Annotated in this window: 29 protein-coding genes and 1 pseudogene; 15 read left to right on the forward strand and 15 right to left on the reverse strand. The window is 71.3% G+C overall.

Annotated elements, in window-relative coordinates:
• The first annotated feature begins 75 nt into the window (after positions 1-75).
• Together M4V62_RS34110 and M4V62_RS34115 are read left to right on the forward strand one after the other, a co-directional pair.
• A complete protein-coding gene (locus M4V62_RS34110) occupies positions 76-684 on the forward strand; it encodes a histidine phosphatase family protein (RefSeq protein WP_249591041.1) in 609 nt (202 codons plus the stop codon).
• A 3-nt stretch (positions 685-687) separates the two neighbouring features.
• Positions 688-1,107: pseudogene (locus M4V62_RS34115) on the forward strand (MmyB family transcriptional regulator); the annotation flags it as partial.
• Here the strand turns inward: M4V62_RS34115 and M4V62_RS34120 are convergent.
• From M4V62_RS34120 to M4V62_RS34140, 5 genes are all read right to left on the reverse strand, one after another.
• The gene (locus M4V62_RS34120) at positions 1,108-1,572 is read right to left on the reverse strand and encodes a DUF6314 family protein (protein ID WP_249591042.1); all 465 of its coding nucleotides are present in this window, start codon (positions 1,570-1,572) and stop codon (positions 1,108-1,110) included.
• Positions 1,569-2,135, reverse strand: coding sequence for a GrpB family protein (locus M4V62_RS34125; protein WP_249591043.1), 567 nt, complete (start codon positions 2,133-2,135; stop codon positions 1,569-1,571). Before M4V62_RS34125 ends, M4V62_RS34120 begins: the two co-directional genes overlap by 4 nt.
• A 71-nt stretch (positions 2,136-2,206) precedes the next feature.
• Positions 2,207-3,193, reverse strand: coding sequence for an aldo/keto reductase (locus M4V62_RS34130; RefSeq protein WP_249591044.1), 987 nt, complete (start codon positions 3,191-3,193; stop codon positions 2,207-2,209).
• Positions 3,194-3,322: 129 nt separating this feature from the next.
• Positions 3,323-3,796, reverse strand: coding sequence for a VOC family protein (locus tag M4V62_RS34135; protein ID WP_249591045.1), 474 nt, complete (start codon positions 3,794-3,796; stop codon positions 3,323-3,325).
• 154 nt (positions 3,797-3,950) lie between these two features.
• Positions 3,951-4,175 carry a hypothetical protein gene (locus tag M4V62_RS34140; RefSeq protein WP_249591046.1) on the reverse strand — a complete coding sequence of 75 codons (225 nt, stop codon included), beginning with the start codon at positions 4,173-4,175 and terminating at the stop codon, positions 3,951-3,953.
• A 148-nt stretch (positions 4,176-4,323) separates the two neighbouring features.
• Between M4V62_RS34140 and argC the strand changes: the two genes are divergently transcribed.
• The 5 genes from argC to M4V62_RS34165 are packed head-to-tail and all read left to right on the forward strand — an operon-like array spanning position 4,324 to position 9,205.
• Positions 4,324-5,352 carry an N-acetyl-gamma-glutamyl-phosphate reductase gene (gene argC / locus M4V62_RS34145; RefSeq protein ID WP_249591047.1) on the forward strand — a complete coding sequence of 343 codons (1,029 nt, stop codon included), beginning with the start codon at positions 4,324-4,326 and terminating at the stop codon, positions 5,350-5,352.
• Positions 5,349-6,503, forward strand: a complete 1,155-nt coding sequence (gene argJ, locus M4V62_RS34150; RefSeq protein WP_249591048.1) for a bifunctional glutamate N-acetyltransferase/amino-acid acetyltransferase ArgJ — start codon at positions 5,349-5,351, stop codon at positions 6,501-6,503. Before argC ends, argJ begins: the two co-directional genes overlap by 4 nt.
• Positions 6,500-7,438, forward strand: coding sequence for an acetylglutamate kinase (gene argB, locus M4V62_RS34155; protein ID WP_249591049.1), 939 nt, complete (start codon positions 6,500-6,502; stop codon positions 7,436-7,438). Before argJ ends, argB begins: the two co-directional genes overlap by 4 nt.
• The gene (locus tag M4V62_RS34160; protein WP_249591050.1) at positions 7,435-8,643 is read left to right on the forward strand and encodes an acetylornithine transaminase; all 1,209 of its coding nucleotides are present in this window, start codon (positions 7,435-7,437) and stop codon (positions 8,641-8,643) included. Before argB ends, M4V62_RS34160 begins: the two co-directional genes overlap by 4 nt.
• Before the next feature lie 7 nt (positions 8,644-8,650).
• Complete coding sequence (locus M4V62_RS34165) at positions 8,651-9,205, forward strand: arginine repressor (protein WP_249591051.1); 555 nt, start codon at positions 8,651-8,653, stop codon at positions 9,203-9,205.
• Positions 9,206-9,459: 254 nt separating this feature from the next.
• Here the strand turns inward: M4V62_RS34165 and M4V62_RS34170 are convergent, their stop codons facing one another.
• The 7 genes from M4V62_RS34170 to M4V62_RS34200 form a co-directional block, all read right to left on the reverse strand.
• Entirely contained in the window at positions 9,460-10,434 is a 975-nt protein-coding gene (locus tag M4V62_RS34170) for a PfkB family carbohydrate kinase (RefSeq protein ID WP_249591052.1), read from the reverse strand.
• Positions 10,431-11,897: a purine-cytosine permease family protein gene (locus tag M4V62_RS34175; RefSeq protein ID WP_249591053.1), complete on the reverse strand. Its 1,467-nt coding sequence runs from the start codon at positions 11,895-11,897 to the stop codon at positions 10,431-10,433. Before M4V62_RS34175 ends, M4V62_RS34170 begins: the two co-directional genes overlap by 4 nt.
• Before the next feature lie 64 nt (positions 11,898-11,961).
• Positions 11,962-12,966, reverse strand: a complete 1,005-nt coding sequence (locus tag M4V62_RS34180) for an ADP-ribosylglycohydrolase family protein (RefSeq protein WP_283779124.1) — start codon at positions 12,964-12,966, stop codon at positions 11,962-11,964.
• Positions 12,963-13,682, reverse strand: coding sequence for a GntR family transcriptional regulator (locus M4V62_RS34185; RefSeq protein WP_249591054.1), 720 nt, complete (start codon positions 13,680-13,682; stop codon positions 12,963-12,965). The genes M4V62_RS34180 and M4V62_RS34185 overlap by 4 nt, the downstream gene beginning before the upstream one ends.
• A 71-nt stretch (positions 13,683-13,753) precedes the next feature.
• Complete coding sequence (locus M4V62_RS34190) at positions 13,754-14,767, reverse strand: bile acid:sodium symporter family protein (protein WP_249591055.1); 1,014 nt, start codon at positions 14,765-14,767, stop codon at positions 13,754-13,756.
• A gap of 89 nt (positions 14,768-14,856) precedes the next feature.
• On the reverse strand, positions 14,857-15,567 hold the full coding sequence (locus M4V62_RS34195) for a L,D-transpeptidase family protein (protein WP_249591056.1): 711 nt from the start codon (positions 15,565-15,567) through the stop codon (positions 14,857-14,859).
• Between the two features lie 3 nt (positions 15,568-15,570).
• Positions 15,571-16,158, reverse strand: a complete 588-nt coding sequence (locus M4V62_RS34200; protein ID WP_249591057.1) for a pyridoxamine 5'-phosphate oxidase family protein — start codon at positions 16,156-16,158, stop codon at positions 15,571-15,573.
• Positions 16,159-16,296: 138 nt separating this feature from the next.
• Between M4V62_RS34200 and argH the strand changes: the two genes are divergently transcribed.
• From argH to M4V62_RS34220, 4 genes are all read left to right on the forward strand, one after another.
• Positions 16,297-17,727 carry an argininosuccinate lyase gene (gene argH, locus M4V62_RS34205; RefSeq protein WP_249591058.1) on the forward strand — a complete coding sequence of 477 codons (1,431 nt, stop codon included), beginning with the start codon at positions 16,297-16,299 and terminating at the stop codon, positions 17,725-17,727.
• 87 nt (positions 17,728-17,814) lie between these two features.
• Complete coding sequence (locus M4V62_RS34210) at positions 17,815-18,789, forward strand: aldo/keto reductase (RefSeq protein WP_249591059.1); 975 nt, start codon at positions 17,815-17,817, stop codon at positions 18,787-18,789.
• Between the two features lie 82 nt (positions 18,790-18,871).
• Positions 18,872-19,423, forward strand: a complete 552-nt coding sequence (locus tag M4V62_RS34215; protein WP_249591060.1) for a TetR/AcrR family transcriptional regulator — start codon at positions 18,872-18,874, stop codon at positions 19,421-19,423.
• Positions 19,420-20,961 (forward strand): MFS transporter, encoded by a 1,542-nt coding sequence (locus M4V62_RS34220; protein ID WP_249591061.1) that lies wholly within the window; start codon positions 19,420-19,422, stop codon positions 20,959-20,961. Before M4V62_RS34215 ends, M4V62_RS34220 begins: the two co-directional genes overlap by 4 nt.
• 137 nt (positions 20,962-21,098) lie before the next feature.
• On the opposite strand, the gene M4V62_RS34225 is transcribed toward M4V62_RS34220, so the two are convergent.
• A complete protein-coding gene (locus M4V62_RS34225) occupies positions 21,099-21,719 on the reverse strand; it encodes a lysophospholipid acyltransferase family protein (protein ID WP_237330157.1) in 621 nt (206 codons plus the stop codon).
• 455 nt (positions 21,720-22,174) lie between these two features.
• Between M4V62_RS34225 and M4V62_RS34230 the strand changes: the two genes are divergently transcribed.
• The 3 genes from M4V62_RS34230 to M4V62_RS34240 all read left to right on the forward strand — a co-directional run bounded on the left by M4V62_RS34230 (position 22,175) and on the right by M4V62_RS34240 (position 24,487).
• Positions 22,175-23,353, forward strand: a complete 1,179-nt coding sequence (locus M4V62_RS34230; protein WP_249591062.1) for a glycerophosphodiester phosphodiesterase — start codon at positions 22,175-22,177, stop codon at positions 23,351-23,353.
• Between the two features lie 74 nt (positions 23,354-23,427).
• Positions 23,428-23,946, forward strand: a complete 519-nt coding sequence (locus tag M4V62_RS34235) for a sigma-70 family RNA polymerase sigma factor (protein WP_249591063.1) — start codon at positions 23,428-23,430, stop codon at positions 23,944-23,946.
• 37 nt (positions 23,947-23,983) lie between these two features.
• Positions 23,984-24,487, forward strand: coding sequence for a GNAT family N-acetyltransferase (locus M4V62_RS34240; protein ID WP_249591064.1), 504 nt, complete (start codon positions 23,984-23,986; stop codon positions 24,485-24,487).
• Here M4V62_RS34240 and M4V62_RS34245 read toward each other — a convergent pair.
• Together M4V62_RS34245 and M4V62_RS34250 are read right to left on the reverse strand one after the other, a co-directional pair.
• Positions 24,484-24,927 (reverse strand): hypothetical protein, encoded by a 444-nt coding sequence (locus tag M4V62_RS34245; protein WP_249591065.1) that lies wholly within the window; start codon positions 24,925-24,927, stop codon positions 24,484-24,486. The two genes, M4V62_RS34240 and M4V62_RS34245, sit on opposite strands and share 4 nt — an antisense overlap.
• A gap of 1 nt (position 24,928) precedes the next feature.
• Positions 24,929-25,288: a hypothetical protein gene (locus M4V62_RS34250; protein ID WP_249591066.1), complete on the reverse strand. Its 360-nt coding sequence runs from the start codon at positions 25,286-25,288 to the stop codon at positions 24,929-24,931.
• A 70-nt stretch (positions 25,289-25,358) separates the two neighbouring features.
• On the opposite strand from M4V62_RS34250, the gene M4V62_RS34255 reads away from it, so the two are divergent.
• The gene (locus M4V62_RS34255; RefSeq protein WP_249591067.1) at positions 25,359-26,006 is read left to right on the forward strand and encodes an HAD family hydrolase; all 648 of its coding nucleotides are present in this window, start codon (positions 25,359-25,361) and stop codon (positions 26,004-26,006) included.
• The last annotated feature ends 75 nt before the right edge of the window (positions 26,007-26,081 follow it).

Raw genomic sequence — 26,081 nt, forward strand, 5'->3', positions numbered from 1 at the left:
CCCCTGCCGCGAGGACCGCGTACGGACTCTCGGTGAAGCCTTGACCTGGGCAGCCGCGCACTCCACGATCACCGCATGCAGGTTCGCGTCTCGCTCATCGCCGCCGCGCGAAGCGGCTCGCTGCTCGCCGAGCGCTTCGACGACGACCGGCCGCTCGACCAGTCGGGCTGGCACGAGGTGCAGCTCGCCGCGCCCGCGCTGCTGCCGCTCGGCGTGGCCGAGCTGCGCTACTGCTCGCCCACGCCGCGCAGCCGCGCCACCGGCGACGCCCTCGGCTTCGCGCCCCTGGCCCAACCCGCCCTGCGGGACTGTGACATGGGGCGCTGGCGCGGTCTGACCCTCGGCGATGTGACGGCGAGCGAACCCGCCGCCGTCGATGCCTGGCTGCGGGATCCGCGCTCGGCGCCGCACGGAGGCGAGTCGCTCCTCGCCTTCATCTCGCGGATCGGCGGCTGGCTGGACACGCGCCCCGTGGGCGACGGCTCACGGATCCTCGCCGTGGCCGAGCCCTCCGTCGTCCGCGCGGCCCTCGTCTACGCCCTGAAGGCGCCCCCCTCGACGTACTGGAACATCGACGTCCGCCCCCTGTCGACGGTCACCCTCACCGGCCACGGCGGCCGCTGGAACCTTCGGATCGCCGCCGAGGGCGAAGGGGCCGCGGCGATCGGGTCCGGCGGTCCCTGAACAAAGAACCACCACCTGCGTGAGCTCGCCGCACGGGCCGCCGGATACGCCCCCGAGCCGCCTCCGCCGCCCAGCCGGACGGTCCGCCCGCACCTGAAGCTGGTCCTGGATTCGATGCGGCCGAACCCGGCCTGCATCGTCGGCCGCTCCGTGGACCTGCTCGCCTGGAACCCCGCGGGTCTCGCCCTGTACGCGGGCCTCGCCGACTGGCCGGCCACACAGCGCAACCTCGCCCGCTACCTCTTCCCCCACCCCACCGCGCACGACCTGTTCCCCGACTGGGAGAGCCTGGTCCGTGGCTGTGTCGCCCGTCTGCGCGCCGAGGCCGGCACCAACCCCACCCCCGACCACGACGCCATGCTCCTGCTCGACCTGACCGCACCGCACAAGAGCGAGCGGCCGAACGCCGAGCGGCGGCGCTGATCACGCCTGTCGTGCGGCTGATGACGCCTGTCGTGTGTACGCGGTCGTGAGAATCAGGTCCTTGGCTGGACCGGCGACCCGCCACCGCATCCGCCAGCGTCGCTCGTCGTACACCTCGAACTCGCCCCGGTAGAGGTCGAGCGCGCACGGATGGTCTGCGGTGTGCCGGCCGGTGCGCAGGACCAGGTCGTGGAAGGGGCGGCCGTCGGCGAAGGTGACGTGCGCGGTGGCCGGGTCGTCGCCGGGCAGGAAGCGGAGGGTGCGTTCGGCGGGGCGGGCGGTGCCGCGCCAGGTGAAGGTGCCGGACTCGTGGTGCAGGAGGCCCGCGCCGTCCCACGTGAACACCGTCGTGCCCGTGAAGTGGCCCTCTGCATGGCCGGCGACATCCCGTGCCGTCCGCTCCACCCGCCACGTCCCGGCCAGGTAGGCGAGGACATCCGGTACGCCGTGAAACGCCTCGTTCATCGCGCCTCCCACCCGGTGGCGGCTTCCCACCCGGTCTCGGCCGCCCACCGCTCGGCGCCCTCCATCTGGCCGTAGTCGGCGAGCCGCGCCGGGACGCTCAGCGCGAGCCGCTGCTTGAAGGCTCCCCATGCCTCGCGTGCCGTGCTGCTCGCGCGCAGGTAGTCGCGGAACAGGAGGGCGTAGCGGGCGTTGGGGCGGCCGTCCTCCCGCAGATGGACGTTGCAGCGGCGGGCGCCGGGCCGCGGGGCGAAGACCAGCTTGGGGCAGTGGTGGCCCGCCGAGACCTCGCAGTGGTTCCACGGCTCGGGCCTCAGCCGGAAGCCGATCGCGGTGAGCGGCGGGACAAGGCGCGGCTCGTCGAGCGAGTCCACCCGCACCTGCACGTCCACGCAGTCCTTCGCGGCCAGCCCCGGCACGGACGTCGAACCGACATGGTCGACGGCGACCGCGAGGTCCCCCAGCGCGCGCCTCAGGACGGAGGCCAGACGCGAGAAGTCCGTCGGCCACGACGGTCGGTACTCCACCACGACCAGGGCGTCGGCTGCTTCATCCGGAAAGGGCATGCCCCGCAGATTACGCGGGACAGGGCCCGGCACCCGGTCCCGGCGATGCCTGCCGCTGCCGCCGCCGCTGTCTACTTGTCGACGAACGCGAGGCTGCCCTCGTCGTACCGGGTTCCCGCGACCGCACCCGTCGGCGCCACCGCGTCGATCGCCGCGAGCTCATCGGCGGAGAGCTCGACGGCGAGCGCGCCCAGGTTCTCCGTGAGGTACTTCTCCCGGCGCGTGCCCGGGATCGGCACCACGTCGTCGCCGCGGTGCTGCACCCAGGCCAGGGCCAGCTGCCCCGCGGTGACGCCCTTCTTGTCGGCGAGCGCGTCGAGGGCGGTCACGATGGGCAGGTTCCGCTCCAGGTTCCCGTCGGCGAACCGCGGCTGCTCGCGCCGCATGTCGCCCTCCTGGAGCCCGGCGACCGAGGTGTAGCGCCCGGTCAGGAAGCCGCGGCCGAGCGGCGAGAACGGCACGAGGCCGATGCCGAGCTCCCGGCAGACCGGCGCGATCTCCGCCTCCAGGTCACGCGTCCACAGCGACCACTCGCTCTGCAGCGCGGCGATCGGATGCACCGCGTGCGCCCGCCGGATCGTCCGCGCGCTCGCCTCGGAGAGCCCGAGGTGGCGCACCTTCCCGGCCTCGACGAGCTCGGCCATCGCGCCGACGGTCTCCTCGATCGGCACGTCCTGGTCGACGCGGTGCAGGTAGTAGAGGTCGATGTGGTCGGTCCCGAGGCGCCGCAGCGACGCGTCGCACGCCTGTCGTACGTACGCCGCGTCGCCCCTGATCTTCGTGGGCTCGCCGAGCCGGTTGGCGAAGCCGAACTTCGTGGCGACGACGGCCTGCTCGCGCCGCCCGGCGAGCGCGCGGCCGATCAGCTCCTCGTTGTGGCCCCCGCCGTAGAAGTCGGAGGTGTCGAGCAGGCTGACGCCGAGGTCGAGGGCACGGTGGATCGTCGCGATCGACTGCGCGTCGTCCGAGGCGCCGTACGCGTGACTCATCCCCATGCAGCCGAGTCCCTGGGCCGAGACGGTCAGTGCTCCGAGACGGCGCGTGGGGATGCTGGTCATGGCGGTACCTCCAGGTGGAGCCGTGTGCCCAGTGCGGGCGGACGGCTCCGACCCTAGGAGCTGGAGTCGACTCCAAGTCAAACCATTTAGGCGGGACTTGGCGGACCTGGCCCGCTGGTGCCGCCGTGCCTACTTCTGGTCCGCCGCCGCGTACAGCGCCGCCACGTCGATCTTCTTCATGCCGAGCATGGCCGCCATGGCGCGCTGGGCCCGCGCCTGGTCGGGGTCGGAGATGAGCTTGCCCAGGTCGGCGGGGGCGACCTGCCAGGAGAGCCCGAACTTGTCCTTGAGCCAGCCGCAGGGGCCCTCCTGGCCGCCTTCGGAGAGCTTCGTCCAGTAGTGGTCGACCTCTTCCTGGTCGGCGCAGTCGATCGTGAGGGAGACCGCTTCGTCGAAGGTGAACTCGGGGCCGCCGTTCAGTGCCAGGTACGGCTGGCCGTCGAGCTCGAACTCGACGGTCATCACGGTCCCGGCAGGGCGCGGCCCGGCCTCTCCGTAGTGGGCCACGTCCGTGATCTTCGAGTTCGGGAAGACGGAGACGTAGAACGTGGCGGCGTCCTCGCCCTGGGTGTCGAACCAGAGGGTGGGCGTGATGCGGGGCATGACTCTCTCCTGCCGTCGGCGGAGCTCGGGTGGGCCGCGCTCAGGGCTCTGCGCCCGTAGCGGCCCTCGTCTGCCTGTAGAGACCCTCGCCCCCGCCGAAACTCATCGCGCGGGTCACCCGGCCGTACTCATCGCGCGGGTCACCCGCCGGTACTCATCGCGTGGGTCGGCCGTCGGGCGGGCTGTCATCGGCCGACTTGCCGCCGTCGTCCGGCCCGGCTTCCTCGACGGCGTCGGGTCCGGGCGCCTCCTTGTCGGCGGGCTGCCTCCTCTCCGGCGGCGCGTTCGTGTTCCCGATCCAGCGGGCACCCTCGCCCGATGCGTGGCCGTCGCCCATGGAGGCGTCCGCTCCCTCGCGGTCCGGTCGCTTCTTTCCCATCGCTGCTCCCTCGCTCGCCGTGCCGGTCGCTTTCCAGTAGCGCACCGACAGGCGGGCGCGGACCTGCTGGAAGCGCCGAACGGGCGATCCATTCGTTGCATAAAACTGCGGCTTTGCGTATAGTCATGCCCTCCAAGAGGAGGGTTCCATGGCGGTACGTGCAGCAGTGGCAGGAGCGAGCGGGTACGCGGGCGGTGAATTGCTGCGTCTGCTGCTCGTCCACCCCGAGGTGGAGATCGGCGCCCTGACCGGCAACTCGAACGCGGGCCAGCGCCTGGGTGCGCTGCAGCCGCACCTGATGCCGCTCGCCGACCGTGTCCTGGAGCCGACCACCGCGGAGGCCCTCGCCGGTCACGATGTCGTGTTCCTCGCCCTGCCCCACGGCCAGTCCGCCGCTGTCGCCGAGCAGCTCGGCCCGGACGTCCTCGTCGTCGACATGGGCGCAGACTTCCGGCTGAAGGACGCGGGGGACTGGGAGAAGTTCTACGGCAGCGAGCACGCCGGGACCTGGCCCTACGGCCTGCCCGAACTGCCGGGCGCTCGCGCGGCCCTTGAGGGGTCCAAGCGCATCGCGGTGCCCGGTTGCTATCCGACCGCCGTCTCGCTCGCACTCTTCCCCGCGTACGCCGCCGGGCTCGCCGAGGCCGAAGCGGTGATCGTCGCCGCTTCCGGGACCTCGGGCGCGGGCAAGGCGGCCAAGCCGCACCTGCTCGGCTCCGAGGTCATGGGCTCCATGTCGCCGTACGGCGTCGGCGGAGTCCACCGGCACACCCCCGAAATGATCCAGAACCTTTCCGCGGCCGCGGGCACCCCCGTCACCGTCTCCTTCACGCCCACCCTGGCCCCGATGCCGCGCGGCATCCTCGCCACGTGCAGCGCGAAGGCGACGGACGGCGTCAGTGCCGAGTCCCTGCGGGCCGCGTACGAGAAGGCCTACGCGGACGAACCGTTCGTGCACCTGCTCCCCGAGGGGCAGTGGCCCGCGACCTCCGCCGTGTACGGCTCGAACGCCGTGCAGATCCAGGTCGCGTACGACCAGGCGGCGGGCCGCGTCATCGTGATCAGCGCCATCGACAACCTGACCAAGGGCACCGCGGGCGGCGCCCTGCAGAGCATGAACATCGCCCTCGGCCTCGACGAGGCCACCGGGCTGACTACGATCGGAGTCGCGCCGTGAGTGTGACGGCAGCTAAGGGATTCACGGCGGCGGGCATCGCCGCCGGGATCAAGGAGAACGGCAACCCGGACCTGGCCCTCGTGGTCAACGCCGGGCCCCGCCTGGCCGCCGCGGGCGTCTTCACCTCCAACCGCGTCAAGGCGGCCCCCGTCCTCTGGTCGGAGCAGGTCGTCAAGGGCGGGCTCGTCTCGGCCGTCGTCCTCAACTCCGGTGGCGCCAACGCCTGTACGGGCCCGCAGGGCTTCCAGGACACGCACGCCACCGCCGAGAAGGTCGCGCAGACGCTCGACCTGAACGCGGGCGAGGTCGCCGTCGCGTCGACCGGGCTCATCGGCGTCACGCTCCCCATGGACAAGCTCCTGCCGGGAGTCGAGAGCGCGGCCGGTGAACTCTCCGCGCACGGCGGCGAGAAGGCCGCCGTCGCCATCAAGACCACCGACAGCGTGCACAAGACGGCCGTGGTCACCCGGGACGGCTGGACGGTCGGCGGCATGGCCAAGGGCGCGGGCATGCTCGCCCCCGGACTCGCCACGATGCTCGTCGTCCTCACCACGGACGCCGACCTCGAAGCCGGCGTCCTGGACAAGGCGCTGCGCGACGCCACGAAGGTCACCTTCGACCGGGTCGACTCCGACGGCTGCATGTCGACGAACGACACGGTGCTGCTGCTGGCCTCCGGTGCTTCTCAAGTCGCTCCGGAGTACGCCGAGTTCGCCGAGGCCGTCCGCACCGTCTGCGACGACCTCGCACGCCAGCTCATCGGCGACGCCGAGGGCGCGAGCAAGGACATCCGGATCGAGGTGGTCAACGCCGCATCCGAGGACGACGCCGTCGAGGTGGGCCGCTCCATCGCCCGCAACAACCTCCTCAAGTGCGCCCTGCACGGCGAGGACCCCAACTGGGGCCGGGTGCTCTCCGCCATCGGCACCACGAAGGCCGCCTTCGAGCCCGACCGGCTGAACGTCGCCATCAACGGCGTCTGGGTCTGCAAGAACGGCAGCGTGGGCGAGGACCGCGACCTCGTCGACATGCGGTACCGGGAAATCAAGATCACCGCGGATCTGGCGGCGGGCACCACCGAGCCGGTCGTGATCTGGGCCAACGACCTCACCGCCGACTACGTCCACGAGAACAGCGCGTACGCGTCATGAGCGGCAACCCGAGCAACCCGACCGCGCGGAAGCACACCGCGCTCCCCAAGGCGCAGATCCTCGTCGAGGCGCTGCCCTGGCTGACCCGGCACCACGGCAAGACCGTCGTCATCAAGTTCGGCGGCAACGCCATGGTCGACGAGGAGCTGAAGGCCGCCTTCGCGCAGGACGTCGTCTTCCTGCACCACGCGGGCCTCAAGCCCGTCGTCGTGCACGGCGGCGGACCGCAGATCAGCGCGGCCCTCGACCGGCACGGCATCGTCAGCGAGTTCAAGGCGGGCCTGCGGGTCACGACCGAGGACGCCATGGACGTCGTACGCATGGTGCTCGCAGGACAGGTCCAGCGCGAGCTCGTCGGCCTGCTCAACCAGCACGGCCCGCTCGCCGTCGGCCTCACCGGCGAGGACGCGCACACCATCACCGCCACCAAGCACCAGCCCCGCATCGAGGGCGAGTTGGTCGACATCGGCCGGGTCGGCGAGATCACCGAGATCGACACCGGCGCCATCGAGGCCCTGCTCGCGGACGGCCGCATCCCGGTCGTCTCCTCGATCGCACGTTCCCAGGACGACCACCATGTCTACAACGTCAATGCTGATACGGCGGCTGCGGCACTTGCGGCTGCGCTGGACGCAGAGACCCTGATGGTCCTCACGGACGTCGAGGGCCTCTACGAGGACTGGCCCCACAGCGACGAGGTGATCAGCCGCCTGACCGCGAAGGAGCTGGAGAAGCTCCTTCCCGAGCTGGCCAGCGGCATGGTCCCGAAGATGGAGGGCTGCCTGCACGCCGTGCGCAACGGCGTCGAGACGGCCCGGGTGATCGACGGACGGGTCCAGCACTCGATCCTGCTCGAGATCTTCACCGACGAGGGCATCGGCACGATGGTCGTGCCCGACGCGCCCGAGAACGAGACACAGGGGGAAGCGGCATGACCGGCAACGAGGAGCTGACCCAGCGCTGGCAGGACGCGCTGATGGACAACTACGGTACCCCCAGGCTGCCCCTCGTCCGCGGCGCGGGAACCAAGCTCTGGGACGCCGACGGCAAGGAGTACGTCGACTTCGTCGGCGGCATCGCGGTCAATGCCCTCGGCCACGCCCACCCGGCGGTCGTCGAGGCGGTCAGCACCCAGATCGCGTCCCTCGGCCACGTGTCGAACCTCTTCATCGCCGAGCCGCCGGTCGCCCTCGCCGAGCGGCTGCTCCAGCTCTTCGGGCGCGCGGGCCGGGTGTACTTCTGCAACTCCGGCGCCGAGGCCAACGAAGGCGCCTTCAAGATCGGCCGCCTGACCGGGCGTTCGCACATGGTCGCCACGGACGGCGGCTTCCACGGCCGCACCATGGGGGCGCTCGCGCTCACCGGACAGCCCGGGAAGCAGGAGCCGTTCCTGCCGCTGCCCGGCGACGTCACGCACGTGCCGTACGGCGACGTGGAGGCCCTGCGGGCGGCGGTCACCGAGGAGACCGCCCTCGTGATCGTCGAGCCCATTCAGGGCGAGAACGGCGTGGTCGTACCGCCCGCGGGCTACCTCAAGGCGGTCCGCGACATCACGACGGCCACCGGGACCCTCCTCGTCCTCGACGAGGTGCAGACCGGAATCGGCCGCACCGGCCACTGGTTCGAGTACCTCGCGCACGAGGGCGTCGAGCCCGACGTCGTCACGCTCGCGAAGGGACTCGGCGGCGGTCTGCCGCTCGGCGCGACGGTCGCGTTCGGCGCCGCGGCGGAGCTCCTCAAGCCCGGTCACCACGGAACGACGTTCGGCGGGAACCCCGTGGCGTGCGCCGCGGGACTCGCGGTACTCGACACGATCGAGGCCGACGGACTCCTGGAGAACGTGAAGCGGGCGAGCGAGAAGCTGCGTGACGGAATCGAGTCACTCGGACACCCGCTCGTGGGCCATGTCCGGGGTGCGGGCCTGCTGCTGGGTATCGTGCTCACCGAGCCGCTCGCGCCCCAGGCGCAGCAGGCGGCTCAGGACGCCGGCTTCCTGGTGAACGCGCCCGCCCCCGATGTCGTACGGCTCATGCCGCCGCTGAACGTGCGCGACGACGAGGTGGACGCGCTCCTGCGGGCCCTGCCCGGCGTGCTTGACCAGGCCACCGCGGCCAACGGGGACGGACGATCCGGAGAATGAGACGACGATGAGCCAGGCGCAAGGCAACGAGCACGCGGAACACCCGGATCACGCCGGGCCCGCAGTGCCGCAGACCCGCACCGCACGTCACCGCCGGATCGTGGACATCCTCAACCGGCAGCCGGTCCGCTCCCAGAGCCAGCTGGCGAAGCTGCTCGCCGACGACGGTCTGACGGTCACGCAGGCGACGCTCTCCCGTGACCTGGACGAGCTGAACGCGGTGAAGATCCGCAATGCCGAGGGCGACCTCATCTACGCGGTGCCGAGCGAGGGCGGCTTCCGCACGCCGCGGGCGCCGCTGGGGGAGTCGGCCAAGGAGGAGCGGATGCGCCGCCTCTCGGCGGAGCTGCTGATCTCGGCGGAGGCCTCGGCCAACCTCGTCGTCCTGCGGACGCCGCCGGGGGCCGCGCAGTTCCTCGCCTCGGCGATCGACCAGGCGGAGCTGCACGACATCCTGGGGACGATCGCGGGGGACGACACCCTGATGCTGATCAGCAGGGAGGCTGCGGGGGGCCAGGCGCTGGCGGATCATTTGCTGCGGCTGGCATCCAACGAGCACTGAGTTTTCCCCAACCCCGCCCCTTCCCGAAAACCGTGCCTGCGCCCCGGGCCTACCTGGGGCTCCGCCCCAGACCCCGAACAAGATGTCCTCAAACGCCGGACGGGCTGGAACTATCCAGCCCGTCCGGCGTTTGAGGACGAACTCGGCGGAGCCGGTGATGACGGCAAGCAAGGCCCCCGCGCCGGAGCGGCCCGCGGCGGAGCCGCTAATTGATGCAGTCGGGAAGGGGCGGGGTTGGGGAATGAGTAGTGCTGTTACCCCAGCAGCCCACCCAGCGGATCATCCCCCAGAAACGCCACCAGCTCCGCAAGCCCCGGCGCCGTAGCCGGCCCCCGCCGAGTCACCGCACAAGCCGCCGCCGCGTTCGCACCACGCGCAGCGGAGAGCGGATCGAGCCCCCGCCCCAACAGGGCGAGGAACGCCCCGACATGGGCGTCCCCGGCGCCATTGCTGTCCACCGCGTCCACGGGGAACCCGGGCACATGCACCACGACGTCCCCCGAGCCAGGCGCAGCCAGCCAGCAGCCGTCCTTGTCGGCCCGCACAAGCACCCCCGCCCCCGGCGCGAGCCGCCCCCGCAGGGCGGCAGCCGCCTCCTGCGGAAGAGAGAGGCCCGTCATCAGGCGGGCCTCACGCGCGTTGCAGCTCAGCCAGTCCGTCCGGGCAAGCACCGGCTCAAGGACCTCCGCGGGGATGTCCGCGACCAGCGGCGCCGGATCGAAGCAGACCCGGACATCGGCCGGAAGCCCCGCCGCGAACGCGGACAGCAGCGGGCCGTTGACCTCCATCACCAGGCTGTACCCGGACAGCTGCACCGTGTCCCCGGGCCGCAGCGCCCCCGCGACGGCCGCGGTCTCCGCCGCCGTCATCCGCGCGTCCACCCCGAAGCTGGTCACGAACGTCCGCTCGCCCCCGGAGTCCACCAGCGCCACGCAGAACCCCGTGTCCCCGTCCGTGCGCACCGGATGCAGCGTCGCGATGTCCTCCTCCGCGAGGGCGCGGCGTACGAGATCCCCGTACGGCCCGGTCCCGTGCAGACCCGCGTACACCGCGTCGGCCCCCAGGCGCCGCGCCGCCGTCAGCGCGTTGAAGCCGCCGCCCGCGTACAGCTCCGTACGGGAGCCGATCACGTCGCCGCCCCTTTCGGGCAGCGCGGGGACCTCGATGACGAGGTCGGCGATGACGTTCCCCGCCAGGACGAGGCGCGGGGAAGGGGAAGGCGTGCTCATCGGACGGACTCCTCAAGTGCGGGGGAGGAAGCGGGAGTTGTGATCGGGCCGCGCCCGCCGAACACGGCGTACACCGCCGCGCCCACCCCTATCGAGACCGCCCAGCCCAGGCCGTTGACGCCCGGCCAGGTGTCGGCGAGCGGCCCGGAGAACCACACGTCGTCCGCGCCCGTGCCTGCGGTCGTGAAGAGGAGCCCGGAGACGATCGCCGCCACCCAGGCGAGCACGGCGGGCAGCCGGAATCCGCCGGTGTACCAGTAGCGGCTGGTCCGCGAGGTGTCCATCAGGGCGTCCGGGTCGTAGTCGCGGCCCCGGAGCATGTCGACCGCGATCACCCCGATCCAGGCGGAGATCGGCACGGCGAGCAGGGTCAGGAAGGTGGAGAACGGGCCGTAGAAGTCGTCCGCGATCAGCATGAAGTAGATGCCGCCGAGGAACATCAGCACGATGTCGATGACCACGGCCCAGGCCCGCGGCACCCGCAGACCCAGCGTGATCATGGTGAGGCCCGCGGAGTACGTCGACAGGTGGTTCGACATCAGAAGGCCGCCGAAGGCCGCGATCAGGTACGGGATCGCCATCCAGGACGGCAGCATCGCGTTGATCGCGGAGACCGGGTCGGAGGAGGTGGCCAGGGACGGGTCGCCCGCCGTCAGGAGCGAGCCCAGCGAGATGAGCAGCACCAGCGGGATGCCCGCGCCGAAGGCCGACGCGGTGACCAGGCGGCGCCCAGGGATCGTGCGGGGGAGGTAACGGGCGTAGTCCGCACCGGCGTTGGCCCAGCCGATGCCGGTGCCCGCGGCGATGAAGCCGATGCCCGCGATGACTCCGCTCGACGGTCCCGCCGGGGCTTCGAGCACCTTCGACCAGTCGACGGTCGCGACCAGGAAGCCCATCACGATCAGGTTCAGGACGCCGAAGAGGACCGTCGCCCACTTGTTGATCCACATGATGGTGGCGTGCCCCAGGCCGCTGATCAGCAGCGTGCAGGCGATGAAGACCAGCAGGCAGAGCACGGTCAGGAAGGAGTTCTGGCGGACGTCGAAGGCGACCCCGAGGAGGGCGAGCAGTGCGTACGCCGCCGTGGTCGTCGTGATCGTCTCCCAGCCGACCCGGCTCAGCCAGGTGACCAGGGTCGGGCCCGCGTTGCCGCGCTGCCCGAACACCGCGCGGGAGAGCGTGAGCGCGGGCGCCCCGCCCTTCTTGCCGGCCAGGCTCAACGCCCCCACCAGCGCGAACGATCCGAACGAGCCGACGATCGCGACCAGCGCGGCCTGCCAGATGTTCAGTCCGCGAAAGGCGACGAGCGTCGCGCCGAGCGGCAGCCCGAGGATCGAGATGTTGGCGGCGAACCACGTCCAGAACATCTGGCCCGCGTGGCCATGACGCTCACTGTCGGGGACCGGCTCGATCCCTCGGGTCTCTACGGTGCCGACCGACACGTTCTTCGTCGAAGCGGCCATGACGGGACCTCCTTGCGCGCTACGTGGGGCGGGGACGGGGGAGTGGGGCGAGAGCTCGGTGGGTTCAGCGGTGGCTGAGCAACTGGGCCGTCAGCGGCTCCAGTTCGAGGCTGTTGACCGTGCGCAGGGTGCGTACGGCGTCGGCGGGCAGGCCCGTCAGGCCGCGCACCGATCCGGCGACCGCACCCGCGATCGCGCCGATCGTGTCGCTGTCGCCGCCGAGGTTCGCGGCGAGGAGCGCGCTGCGCCAGGGATCGCCGCCGGTCAGCGCGAGCACCGCGAACGCCGCGGGCACCGACTCCTGGCTGGCGACGCTGGTGCCGATGAGCGCGACGATGCGGTCCAGGGCGGTGGCCTCGTCCAGGCCGTCCACCAGCTCGCGGGCCCAGCCGATCCGGGCGGCGATGTCGGCGCCCGCGATCCAGTTGCCGCGCCGGGCACCGGCCTCGGCGGCGGCGATCGCCGCGTCGAAGGCCTCGTCGAGCGTGCCGCCGGCGACGCCCGTGCTCACCGCGGCCGCGACGGCCGCGGCGCCCGCGATGCCGATGTTCGTGTCATGGGTGACCTGGCAGGACTCCACGACCCGGTCGAGGAAGTCCGGCAGCGGACCGGTGGCGAAGGCGATCCCGACCGGGGTGACCCGCATCGCGGCACCGTTCGTGGTGCCGTACCTGCCCGCCTCCTTGGGGTCGGTGCCGCCCGCGACGGCGTCCAGGGCGGCCTTGGTGGACGGGCCGAGCAGGTCGAAGGAGCCCTTGGCCTTCATCTCCCGCTCCCAGGACAGGAGTTCGTCGGCGAACCGCAGCGGGTCGACGTGCCCGCCGCCCTCGACGAGGAGCCGCGCCACGATGACCGCCTGGTCGGTGTCGTCGGTGACGGCGCCCGCGGGCATGCCCGCGCTCACGGGGTTGTCGTCCCTGGCGGGTTCGAATCCGGTGAGGGCGCCGTAGACGCGTACGACGTCCTCGCGGGACATGACCTGGGTCGGCATGCCCAGGGCGTCGCCGAGCGCGAGGCCGTAGAAGGCGCCGAGCGCGCGGTCGAGAAGGTCGGGGGGTGCGGTGGTCACGAGTGGGCTCCTCGGCCGGTACGTACGTGCAGTTGGAACCGGGACGGGTCGAGCAGGCTCGTGACCTGCTCCACGACCTCCCCGTCGGCGTCGCGGAAGACCTGGGCGAGCCGGATGAACGGCTCACCGGGGGAGCGGTGCAGGAGCCCCGCGTCCTCGTCGCCGAGGCCGGACACCGCGATGCGGGCGTCGCTCGACGCCGCGATGTGGCCCGCGGCGATCAGGGTCCGGTTCAGCGAGCCGCCTTCGAGGCCCCGCTCGGGCAGATCGGCGAGGGCGGGCACGGCGGGGACGCGGCTGCGCTCCAGGGAGACGCCCGCGCCTTCGGCCAGTCGCCTGACGCGGTCGAGGGCGATGAAGTGCGGGTCCGCGAGGCCTAGTTCGGTGGCGAGCTCCGGGTCGGCGATCCGCTCGAAGCGCAGCGTTTCCGTGGCGAGCTCGGTGCCCTGGTCGGCGAGCGCCCGCGTCCAGCCGAGCTGCTGGTCGAGCGGGGTCCCGTCGAACGTGACGATCGAACCGATGCCGGCGTGCGTCTCGATGAGCCCCTGCTCGCCGAGGGCGCTGAGCGCCTGACGGACGGTGGTGCGACTGACCCCGAACCGCTCCCGCAGGGCGTGCTCGCCGGGGAGCCGGCTGCCGTCGGCGTGCACCCCGGCGCGGATCTCGTCGGCGAGCACGTGTGCGACGCGATGATGTTTATGAACCTGTCCAGGCATGTCTAGAAGGTAAGCGGAGCTGATCCGTCCCGTCTACGGTTGCCGGAAGATTCTTTGCGGGTGCGTACCCGTCAGGCCTGCTTGGCGACCTCGGCCTGCTGGGCCTTCTCCGTACGCCGCGCCCGGTGCGACATCCAGGCGGCGACCAGCGCCCCGGAGACGTTGTGCCACACGGAGAACACGGCGGCGGGCAGCGCGGCGAGCGGGCTGAAGTGGGCCGTGGCGAGCGACGCCGCGAGCCCCGAGTTCTGCATGCCGACCTCGAAGGCCATGGCGCGCGACGCGGGCGGCCCGAGGCGGGCCAGCTTGCCCGCGCCGTAGCCGAGCGCGAGCCCGAGGCCGTTGTGCAGGACGACGGCGACGAACACGAGCAGCGCGGCGGACTTGATGGCCGTCGCGCTGCCCGCGACCACCACGGCCACGATGACCGCGATGGTCAGGGCGGACAGCCACGGCAGGGCGCTGAGGACCCGCCCGATGTAGCGGCCGAAGAGCAGGCGCACGACGAGACCGGCGAGCACCGGGAGCAGCACGGTCTTGAGGATGTCCGTGACCATCGAGCCCGCGTCCACCGGCAGGTACTCGCCCGCGAGGAGCAGCGTGAGCGGCGGCGTGATGAGCGGCGCGAGGACGGTCGAGACGGTGGCCACCGAGACGGAAAGGGCCACGTCGCCGCGGGCCAGGTAGGTCACGACGTTGGACGCGGTGCCGCTCGGCGCGCAGCCCACGAGGATCACACCGGCCGCGAGTTGGGGCGAGAGCCCGAGCGCGTGGGCGATCAGCCAGCCGAGCCCCGGCATGATCACGTAGTGCGCGACCAGGCCGAGCGCGACGGCCCAGGGCCGCTTGACGACGCCCTGGAAGTCAAGCGGGGTCATGGTGAGCCCCATGCAGAACATCACGAGCCCCAGGAGGTACGGGACGTTCGTGCCCCAGCCCTTGAAGGCGTCAGGCGCCATCAGGCCGAGCGCGCCTGCGGCGAGCACGAGGACGGGGAAGACCGTGACGGCGAGGCGGGCCGCCTTGTCGCCGCTCTTCGTGGAGCCGCTCTCCGTGGAGCTGGGGATCGTCTGTTCGGTTTGCACCCGGCGATGCAACGCCGCCGTGGCGCGTGGACGCAAACCCGTCTCGATATGTGGTCGCTACACGAAGCTGAAGGGCGGGGCGGGACGCGTCAGTAGCGCGTGATCGCCGTCGCCCCGGACTGCGTCCCGATCGCCATGTGCGGCCGCCGGTCCGGCTCGGCCCACCGAAGGATCCGCCGCATCGCGTCGCCGGACACCGACACGCAGCCCGCCGTGGCCCCGCGCCCGTTGACGTGCAGGAAGATCCCGGCGCCGCGCCCGCGCACCGGGCGGTCGTAGTTGAAGCCGATGAGCAGGGCGTGCGCGTACTGGGTGTCGTACGTGATGAGGTGCTCGGACTCGGCGGCGCGGCAGTCGGCGGGGCGCGGCTGCGTCCAGCGGTTGTAGGAGCGGGAGTCGTTGTCCTGGCACCACCAGGAGTTCTTCGTGACCCGGCGGTAGGGGTAGTCCGTGCCGGGCGGCGCGGCCTTGATGCCGAAGGCGTACGGGAGCCGGAACAGGCCGGTGGGCGTCGTGTTCGTCCCCTGCTTGCGGGAGCCGCCCTCCGTCAGGCCCTTCGCGCCGAACCGTGCCGCCGCAGAGCCGGACTTGACCCAGCGCCCGCCGCGCCGGTCCCACCACGTGACCGTGCCGGTGGTGGAGCCCGTGCGCACGGCCTGCGCGGTGATGAGCTGGGTTCCGCCGCCCGTGTCCGCCATGCGGTCCGGCAGCGGAGGGCTCGTGCCGGGTGCCGCGCCGATGGCGGTGGCGGCGAGGACGAGGGCGGCTGCGGACGCGAGGGCGGCGGCACGGGGGCGCATGGCTCAGACCGTAGTGGGAGGCAGCGGCAACGGCAGGCCGGGCAGGCCGTCGATGCTCTGCGCGATGTACTCCTTCTTGCTGAAGTAGGCGCTCAGCGACGCGTCGTCCTCGCGCGCGAAGCGCCTGCCGTGCAGGTCGCGGTCCTCGTCGTACGACATGAAGGGCACCGCGTATCCGCAGCTGTCACGGACGAGTTCGGCCGTCACCACGATGATCGCGCGCAGGCCGTGCTGGGTCGCGTCGATGTCGGGGAAGTGCCCGAGCAGCTCCGCCCAGCGCGGGTCGTCGCGGAAGACGGGTTCGCCGCGGCCGTGCACCCGGACGATGTTCGGCGGGCCCTGGAAGGCACACCACATCAGGGTGATGCGGCCGTTCTCGCGCAGGTGCGCGACCGTCTCCGCGGTGCTGCCCGCGAAGTCGAGGTAGGCCACGGTGTGTTCGTCGACGACGGCGAACGAGCCGGTGAGACCTTTGGGGGAGAGATTGACCGTGCCGTCGCCGGAGAGGGGCGCGGTGGCGGTGAAGAAGAGAGGCTGAGCCTCGATGAACGTGCGGAGTCTGCCGTCTATGCGTTCGTAAGTCTTTCCCATGTCTAAGGATTATTGCCAGAAATCCTTCGCCTGTCTAACGACTTCGCATGTCGTCTCACGTCGCGACTGGATTGACGAAACATACGGAACACTGCATACTCATGCATGACGGCGAATGCAGGGTAAGGAGCACGTGAAGTGAGCAGCAACAACGGCGGTGACGTCCGGCTCTGGGGCGGCCGTTTCGCGGACGGCCCGGCAGAGGCCCTGGCCAAGCTGTCGGCATCGGTCCACTTCGACTGGTGCCTGGCGCCGTACGACATTGCCGGATCCCGCGCCCACGCGCGTGTTCTCCACAAGGCGGGCCTCCTCACCGAGGACGAGCTGACCCGCATGCTGGCCGGGCTCGACCAGCTCGAGGCCGACGTGGCATCGGGTGAGTTCGTCGGCACCATCGCCGACGAGGACGTGCACACGGCCCTGGAGCGCGGCCTCCTCGAGCGGCTCGGCCCGGACCTCGGCGGCAAGCTCCGCGCGGGCCGGTCGCGCAACGACCAGGTGGCGACGCTCTTCCGGATGTATCTGCGAGACCACGCCCGGATCATCGGCGGTCTGATCGCCGACCTCCAGGGCGCGCTCGTCGGCCTCGCCGAGGCGCACCCGGACGTCGCCATGCCGGGGCGCACGCACCTCCAGCACGCCCAGCCCGTGCTCTTCGCGCACCACGTCCTCGCGCACGTCCAGTCCCTCTCCCGGGACGCGGAGCGGCTGCGGCAGTGGGACGAGCGGACGGCCGTCTCGCCGTACGGCTCGGGAGCGCTCGCCGGCAGCAGCCTGGGTCTCGACCCGGAGGCCGTCGCGGCCGACCTCGGCTTCGAGCACGGCTCGGCGGCCAACTCCATCGACGGGACGGCGTCGCGGGACTTCGCGGCGGAGTTCGCCTTCATCACCGCGATGATCGGCGTGAACCTCTCCCGGATCGCCGAGGAGATCATCCTGTGGAACACGAAGGAGTTCTCCTTCGTCACGCTGCACGACGCCTTCTCGACCGGCTCGTCGATCATGCCGCAGAAGAAGAACCCGGACATCGCCGAGCTGGCGCGCGGCAAGTCGGGCCGCCTCATCGGCAACCTCACCGGTCTGATGGCGACGCTCAAGGCGCTGCCGCTCGCGTACAACCGCGACCTCCAGGAGGACAAGGAGCCGGTCATCGACTCCTGCGACCAGCTGGAGGTCCTGCTCCCCGCCTTCACCGGCATGATGGCGACGCTCACCGTGCACCGCGAGCGCATGGAGGAGCTGGCCCCGGCCGGGTTCTCGCTCGCCACGGACATCGCCGAGTGGCTGGTCAGGCAGGGCGTGCCGTTCCGTGTGGCCCATGAGGTCGCGGGTGAGTGCGTCAAGGAGTGCGAGGCGCACGGCATCGAGCTCGACCAGCTCACGGACGAGCAGTTCGCCAAGATCTCCGAGCACCTCACCCCCGAGGTCCGGACCGTCCTGAACGTCCCCGGAGCCCTGGCGTCCCGCAACGGCCGCGGCGGCACAGCCCCCTCGGCCGTCGCCGTCCAGCTCGCCGAGGTCAAGGCCGATCTGACGGTTCAGCAGGAATGGGCCGCGGCGCGTAAGTGACGCCGGGGCAGCGCGTGCCGCGTTGACGTGGGCATCGCGGGTTACGTTGGTCGTCTTCCGCAAGGAGCCGACCGAACGGAGCCCGCGATGCCCTTCTCGCGCTTGGCCGCAGCGACCACCCCCACCGCCCACATCGGGTTCGGCCTCGCCGCCGTCGGCAGGCCCGGCTACATCACGCTCGGCCGCGAAGCCGACCTGCCGCCGTCCCGCAGCGTCGAGGCCCTGCGCGAGCGCACCCTCGAACTCCTCGACGCCGCCTACGCGCTCGGCGTGCGGTACATCGACGTGGCGCGCTCCTACGGCCGCTCCGAGGAGTTCCTCGCCGACTGGCTGCACGCGAGGCCCGACATCCACGATGTCGTGATCGGCAGCAAGTGGGGCTACACGTACACGGCGGCCTGGAACGCGGGCGCCGAGGGCCCGCACGAGGTCAAGGACCACAGCGTCGCCGCGTACGTCCGTCAGCGCGAGGAGAGCGCTCAGCTGCTCGGCGAGCGGCTCGACCTCTACCAGATCCACTCCGTGACACCGGAGAGCCCCGCCCTCACCGACAAGGAACTGCACTCAAAACTGGCCGAGTTGGCGGCCGAAGGCGTCACGATCGGACTCTCCGTCAGCGGCCCGGAGCAGGCGGCCGCGATCCGCGCCGCCCTCGCCGTGACCGTCGACGGCGAGCCGCTCTTCCGTACGGTCCAGGCCACGTACAACGCCCTGGAGACATCGGCCGGCCCCGCGCTCGCCGAGGCCCATGACGCGGGCCTCACCGTCCTGGTCAAGGAGGCCATGGCCAACGGCCGCCTCGCCGACCCGCACGCCCCCGCGGCCCTGCGCGAGATCGCCGGGGCGACCGGGCTCGGCTGCGACGCGGTGGCCCTCGCCCTCGTCCTGCGCCAACCGTGGGCGGGCGTGGCCCTGTCCGGCGCGGCCACCTCGGTCCAGCTCGTCTCGAACCTGCACGCGGCGGCCGTCGACCTCGACGAGGAGCAGCTGGAGCGCCTCGCGGGGCTGGCGGAGGCGCCGGCCGCGTACTGGGAGCGGCGCGGGCAGCTGCCCTGGCACTGACGAACCCCTGAGGTGACCCCTCGGGTGAGAGGTGTGCGTATCTCATGAGACAAATATGTCTCACATGGACTATGGTTGTCTCATGTCAGTCGATCGCGATCAGGTGCTGCGCAGCGCCGCCGCGCAACTCACCCGCAAAGGCTCCTCGACGATGGACGAGGTGGCGCGCGCGGCGGGCATCAGCCGCGCCACCCTGCACCGGCACTTCGCCGGGCGCTACGCCCTCGTACGCGCCCTGGAGGAGCTCGGCATCCAGGAGTGCGAGGCCGCTCTGGAGGCGGCCCGGCTCGGCGAGGACAGCGCCGAAGAGGCACTGCGCCGCCTGGTCAAGGAGATCCAGCCGGCGGCCGGGCTGCTCGCGTTCCTCGTCACGGAGAACCAGCTCTTCGAGGACGACGCGCAGCACGAGGGCTGGTCGCGGCTCGACGACAACATCGGCGCCCTTTTCCGGCGCGGCCAGGAGGGCGGCGAGTTCCGCATCGACCTGAGCCCGGCCTGGCTCACCGAGGCGCTGTACGGACTCGTCGGCGCCGGCGCCTGGGCCGTACTTGACGGCCGCGTGGCCGCCAAGGACTTCACACACATGATCGCCGAGCTGCTGATCGGCGGAGCACAACGGAGAGTGGAACCATGACCAGCATCGAACAGCGGACGGCGTCGGCGGAGGTCGAGCGCAGCCCCGGCCGCTGGCTCGCGCTCGCCGTGCTGGTCCTTGCCGTACTGCTCGTCGCCGTGGACGCGACGGTGCTCGGCCTGGCCACGCCGTACATCAGCGAGGACCTCGAGCCGACCGGCACACAGCTGCTGTGGATCGGTGACATCTACTCGTTCGTCATCGCCGGTCTGCTCGTCTCCATGGGCAGCCTCGGCGACCGCATCGGCCGCAAGAAGCTCCTGCTGATCGGCGCCGTCGCCTTCGGCGGGGTCTCGGTGCTCAACGCCTACGCGACCACGCCCGAGATGCTCATGCTGGCCCGTGCGCTGCTCGGTGTCGCGGGCGCGACGCTGATGCCGTCCACCCTCGCGCTGATCCGGAACATCTTCCACGACCCGCGCGAGCGGAGCCTCGCGGTCGGCATCTGGGGCGCCATGGCGTCGGCCGGTGCGGCCGTCGGGCCCGTCGTCGGCGGGTTCCTGCTCGAGCACTTCTGGTGGGGCTCGGTCTTCCTGATCAACCTGCCGGTGATGGCGGTCCTGGTCGTCGTCGGCATCAAGTTCCTGCCCGAGTCGAAGAATCCGGCGCCGGGTCCGTGGGACCTGATCAGCGTCGTGCTCTCGCTCATCGGCATGATCGCCGTCGTGTACGCCATCAAGGAGGCGGCGGCGCACGGCATCCGCTGGGACGTCGGTGCGTCGGCCGTGATCGGCGTGGCGGCGCTCACCTGGTTCGTCCGGCGCCAACTCACCCTTACGGCGCCCCTCCTGGACATGCGTCTTTTCCGCAACCGGGGGTTCTCCGGGGCGGTGCTCGCCGACCTCCTCACGGTGCTCGGGCTCTCGGGCCTGGTCTTCTTCCTCTCCCAGTTCCTGCAACTGGTCCAGGGGCGGCGGCCGTTCGAGGCGGGCCTCGCCGAACTGCCCGCCGCGGTGGGCGCGGTGGCGGCCGGTCTGATCGCGGGCATGGTCGCGCGGCGGTTCTCCGTGCGCGCGGTGGTCGCCGGCGGACTCGCGGCGGTGGGCATCGCGTTGGCGGCGCTCACCACGCTGGAGCAGAGCACCGGGTATCCGCTGCTCGGAGCCTCGCTCCTGGTCGTCGGCATCGGCGCGGGCTTCTCGTTCACGGTGACCGCCGACGTCATCCTCTCCAGCGTGCCCAAGGAGCAGGCGGGCGCCGCGTCCGCGGTCTCCGAGACGGCGTACGAACTGGGCGCGGCGCTCGGCATCGCCCTGCTCGGCTCCATCGTGACGGGCGTCTACCGCGACTTCACCGCTCCGGCGGGCACCCCGCCGGAGGTGGCGTCGGCCGCGCACGAATCGCTGGGCGGCGCCGTCGAATCGGTGGCGGGCCTCCCCGCCCACGAGTCCCAGGCGCTGCTGTCCTCGGCCCAGGACGCCTTCGTCGACGGCCTGCGCTTGGCCGCCGGAGTGGGGGCGGGGGTGCTCCTCGCCACGGCGGTGGCGGCGTGGTTCCTCCTGAAGGGTTCAAAGCTGGAGGACGGCGTCGAGCACTGAGGGGAGCGCCCCGAAGGGGCGCGGGGAACTGCGCGACCAGCCACACGCGGCTCGCAGGTAATACGAAACGCCCGCCCGGTGTCGGGGGAAAGCCCCCGAGCGCCGGGCGGGCGCACTGCCAAAGACCGGGCCCCGGGCTACGCCGCCTTGGCCTTCGTGGCGTACATGTCCACGTACTCCTGACCGGAGAGCTGCATGACCTCCGTCATCACGGAGTCCGTCACCGCCCGCAGCACATAGCGGTCGCGGTCCATGCCCTCGTAGCGCGAGAACTCCATCGGCTCACCGAACCGCACCGTCACGCGGCCCGGCCGCGGGAGGCCCTTGCCGCCCGGCTGGAGCTTGTCCGTGCCGATCATTGCGAAGGGCACCACCGGCGCGCCGGTCATCAGGGTCAGCCGGGCGATGCCCGTGCGGCCGCGGTACAGGCGGCCGTCGGGGGAGCGGGTGCCTTCGGGGTAGATGCCGAAGAGCTTGCCCTCCTCCAGGACGCGCCGCCCGGTCATCAGGGCGGCGACACCGCCGTGGCCGCCGTCGCGGTCCACGGGGATCATCCCGGAGCCGGTGAAGAACCAGGCCATCAGGCGGCCCTTGAGTCCCTTGCCCGTGACGTACTCGTCCTTGCCGATGAAGAACACCGGACGCGGGCAGACGAGGGGCATGATCATCGAGTCGATGAACGTGAGGTGGTTTCCGGCCATGATGACCGGGCCCGTGCCCGGAATGTTCTCTGCGCCTTCCACCCGTGGGCGGAACATCAGACGCAAGATCGGTCCGAGCACAGCCTTGATGAGCGCGAGACGGGACAACGGGCCCTCCGGTGTCAACGGGTCGACGACGAGTATGTGCAGGTGAGGACGATACTCGCGGGTCCCCGCTCACCGCACATCGGGTTCACGCACTCGATACGCAGAGTTGACCTGGGTTTGCGTGGTGTTGCCCTTGGACCGCCCTTCTTGTGACGACGTTATCCCCGTGTGCGGCATGTGGCGCGTCCTAGTGGCCCTTGTCACGCACCGCGGTCACGCGCTGCCACGGAGTTCGCGGTCGGCGGTGACTGACCGAAGACAACCGAACGGACCCCGTCCCGCACACCAGTCGCCATTCGGCGTCACCCTTCCGTTCGGTCCAGGGTCTCCCATCCGTCACGCGCGGCCACCTACGATCGTGCCGCTTTGTCAGGTGCAAGGCAGCACATCGGGAGGAGCGCTCAATGGCTACGCAGCAGTCGAGGCATTCGAAGTCGGGGGAGCCGGGGGAGCGGCGGCCGGGGCGGCGCGCGGTACTGGGAGCGGCGGTCCTCGGGGCGGGCACAGCCGTCGTAGGACTGCCCGGCGTGGCGAGAGCCGACGCGAAGCACGGGCACGGGGGCTACAAGGACCTGCCGGTGCCCACGGTCGTCGCGCACCGCGGCACCAGCGGCTACCGGCCCGAGCACACGCTCGGCTCGTACCAGCTCGCCCTCGACATGGGCGCGCACGTCATCGAGCAGGACATCGTGCCCACCAAGGACGGCCATCTCGTATGCCGTCACGAGAACGACATCACCGCGACGACGGACGTCGCCGCGCACCCCGAGTTCGCGTCCCGCAAGACCACCAAGTCCGTCGACGGCACCTCGCTCACCGGCTGGTTCACCGAGGACTTCACGCTCGCCGAGCTGAAGACGCTGCGCGCCAAGGAGCGCATCCCCGGCACCCGCCAGCGCAACACCCTCTACGACGGCCGCTGGGACGTGCCCACCCTGGAAGAGGTCTTCCAGTGGGCCGAGCGGCAGGAGCGCGGGCGCGGCAAGCGGATCTGGCTGCACATCGAGACCAAGCACCCCACGTACTTCCGCAAGCTGGGCCTCGGCCTGGAGGAGCCGCTCGCCAAGCTGCTCCGCAAGTACGGCCGGCACAAGAAGAACTCGCCGAACTTCCTCCAGTCCTTCGAGCCCAGCAGCATGCAGCGCCTGAACAAGCTGGTCGACGGGCCGCTCGTGGTCCTGCTGTCCAGCGCGAGCTCCCGCCCCTGGGACTTCGTCGAGGCGGGCGATCCGCGCACCGTCGCCGACCTCATCAAGCCCGAGGGCCTGGAGTGGATGGCGTCGTTCGCGCAGGGCATCGGCCCCACGCTCGACCTGGTCATCCCGAAGAAGCCGGACGGCAGCCTCGGCACCCCGTCCACCCTGGTCAAGGACGCGCACAAGGCGGGCCTGATCCTCCACCCGTACACGATGCGCAACGAGAACACCTTCCTGCCCGCGAACTTCAAGAAGGGCACCGACCCGAACGCCTACGGCGACGCCTTCGGCGCCTTCAAGGCGTACTTCGAGACGGGCATCGACGGGATCTTCTCCGACAACTGCGACACCGCGCTCCTCGCCCGCGCGGACTTCGTCAACGACTGATCGTCCGGCCCCGGTTGGGGTGACAGACGGCCGCTCCGGCAACCTCCTGCCGGAGCGGCAACGTCCCGCCCTGCATGACCACCCACGAGCTCATCCCCACCCTGCGCCCGCTCCTCGCCGCCGAGGCCTCCGCGGCGGCGCACGGCTCCGGCACCGACCCCGGTGACCTGGAACAGGCCGTCTGGCTGCGCCTGTTGGAACGCATGGACGTCGCCGACCCACCCGCCGATCCGGCCACCTGGCTGCGCGCAGCCGTCGCCTCCGAGGCGCGCCTCACCCGGCGTACGGAAGAGCGTGAGGTGGCCTACGCGACCGACCCCGCCGACGACACCGAGCGCGGCCCCGAGCAGCGCGCGCTGCGGGCCGACCGCGAGCGCACGCTGCACGCGGCGGTGCGCAGACTGCCCGGACGCTGCCCCGGCCTCATGGCGGCGCTGCTGTCCCCCAAGGACCTCACCTACCGGGAGATCGCAGGGCAGTTGGGAATGTCACAGGGCAGCCTGGGGCCGGAACGTTCTCGTTGCCTGGGATGTCTGCGCAGAATGCTCGCGGCGGAGGTTGCAGCTCCTGAACCGCGGGGAAGGGAGCGATAGACAACCGGCGGAGCAGGTGAGCGGGAGGCATGCACACATGGGCATGAGCGTGACCATCTCGGAGGCGGGCGGACAGGACGCCGAGAAGATCCTCAAACTGCAGTACCTGTGCTACCAGGGCGAGGCCGAACTGTACGGCGACTACTCCATCGAGCCGCTCACGCAGTCCCTCGACTCCATCAAGGCCGAACTGGCCACCGCAAGCGTGCTGGTGGCCCGCCTCGGCGACGAGGTCGTCGCGTCGGTGCGCGGCACGGTCGGCCCCGACGGCACGGCGCGGATCGACAAACTCATCGTCCACCCCAGGATGCAGCGGCACGGCCTGGGCGGGCGGCTCCTGGACGCGATAGAGCAGCGCCTCGGCGCGGGCGGCACCGCCACGTGCTTCCAGCTCTCCAGCGGCCATCGCAGCGAGCAGAATCTCCAGCTCTACCGCAAACACGGCTATGCGGCGGTGAAGACCCAGCACGTGACCGAACGGCTCACGCTGGTCACGCTCTCCAAGGAGGCGACCGCGGCGGCGTACGCGGCCAGGGTCTAGCGGCCCGCCCTGCGAGCCTTGTTCAGCCAGAAGATCCCGGTGACCGGCAGGATCACCGGGATGAACAGATAGCCCATTCCGAAGTCCGACCACACCGTGGCGTCGGGGAAGGCGGACGGCTCGACGAGCGTCCAGGTCCCCACCGCCAGGACGCCCACCAGCTCGGCGGCGCAGCACACCAGCGCCGCCTTGCGGGCCCTCTCGCCGCCGCGCACGAGCGAGTACGTGATGAAGCCGTAGACGAGACCCGCGAGCGCGGACAGCGTGTACGCGAGCGGGGCCTTGTGGAAGTCCGTCGAGATCTGCACGGCGGAGCGCGACACCGCGCCGACCACCATCACCCCGTACAGCCAGACCAGAAGGATGCCGGGCCCGCTGATCAGCCTCTGCCGGGTGGGGGCTGCGTTCTCGGGGGGCTGCCCGTCCTCGGTCACCGTCACCTCAGCCTCCCCAGATGTCGTAGAGCCGCACCTGGAGCACGGCCAGGACCACGCCGCCCGCGGCGACCGTGATGGAGCCCCAACGGGTGCGCTCGGCGAGGGACATGAAGCCCGCGGCCGGGATGCAGGCGAAGGAGCCGATCAGATACGCCACGAAGATCGTCGTGCCCTGCTCGGGCTTCTCGCCCCGCGCCAGCTGGACGATGCCGACGATCAGCTGGACGGTGGCGAGGAACGTCACCACGGCCATGCCGATGAAGTGCCAGTCCTTGGTCGGCTGGTCCCGGTAGGCGGCGAAGCCGCACCACGCGGCGAGCACGAGCGCGGCCACGGCGGTCGCGATCGTCAGGGCAACAAGCATGCCGTGACTTTATTACGGGCCCTATGACCCGATGCGCGCACCCCAGGGGTGACCCGTACGCTCGGGCACCATGAAGATCCACGCTGAAGCGCTCCTGTTCGACAACGACGGCACCCTCATCTCCTCCATGGAGTCGGTGTACCGCTGCTGGACGCGCCTGGCGCAGGAGTACGGAATCACCGCCGAGGAGTTCGCCAGGGTCGAGCTGCACGGCCGCCCCGCCGCCGAGATCATCGCCGACATGCTGCCCGCCGAGCGCGTGGCCGAGGCCGTCGCCCGCATCGAGGAGCTGGAGGTCTCCGACGTCGCGGGCGGCGTCGTGCTGCTGCCCGGCACCCGTGAGCTGCTGCAGTCCCTGCCCCCGGAGCGCTGGGCCGTCGTCACCTCCGCCGGGCGCCGCCTGGCCGAGGCCCGGCTCGCGGAGGTCGGCATCGACGCCAAGATGCTGATCGCCGCCGACGACATCACCCGCGGCAAGCCCGACCCGGAGCCCTTCCTGCTCGCGGCGGCGAAACTGGGCGTCGACCCGGCGCGCTGCGTGGTCTTCGAGGACGCGCCCGCGGGTCTCACGGCGGGGCGCGCGGCCGGCATGACCACCGTGGCGTTGGCCACAACACACACCGCAGGCGAGCTCTCCGCGGACGTCGTGGTGAAGGACCTCTCGGCCGTGTCCGCGCAGGTCACCGAGGGTGGCGTGGAGATCACCGCCGAGGACTGAGCACCCGCCCGCCCGCGTCCGCACCTGTCCACCGGCCGTCCGTATAGCGGACAACGGTGGCGGGGCGCGTACGCA

Origin of the sequence: Streptomyces durmitorensis, assembly GCF_023498005.1 — a bacterium.
Classification (GTDB): domain Bacteria; phylum Actinomycetota; class Actinomycetes; order Streptomycetales; family Streptomycetaceae; genus Streptomyces; species Streptomyces durmitorensis.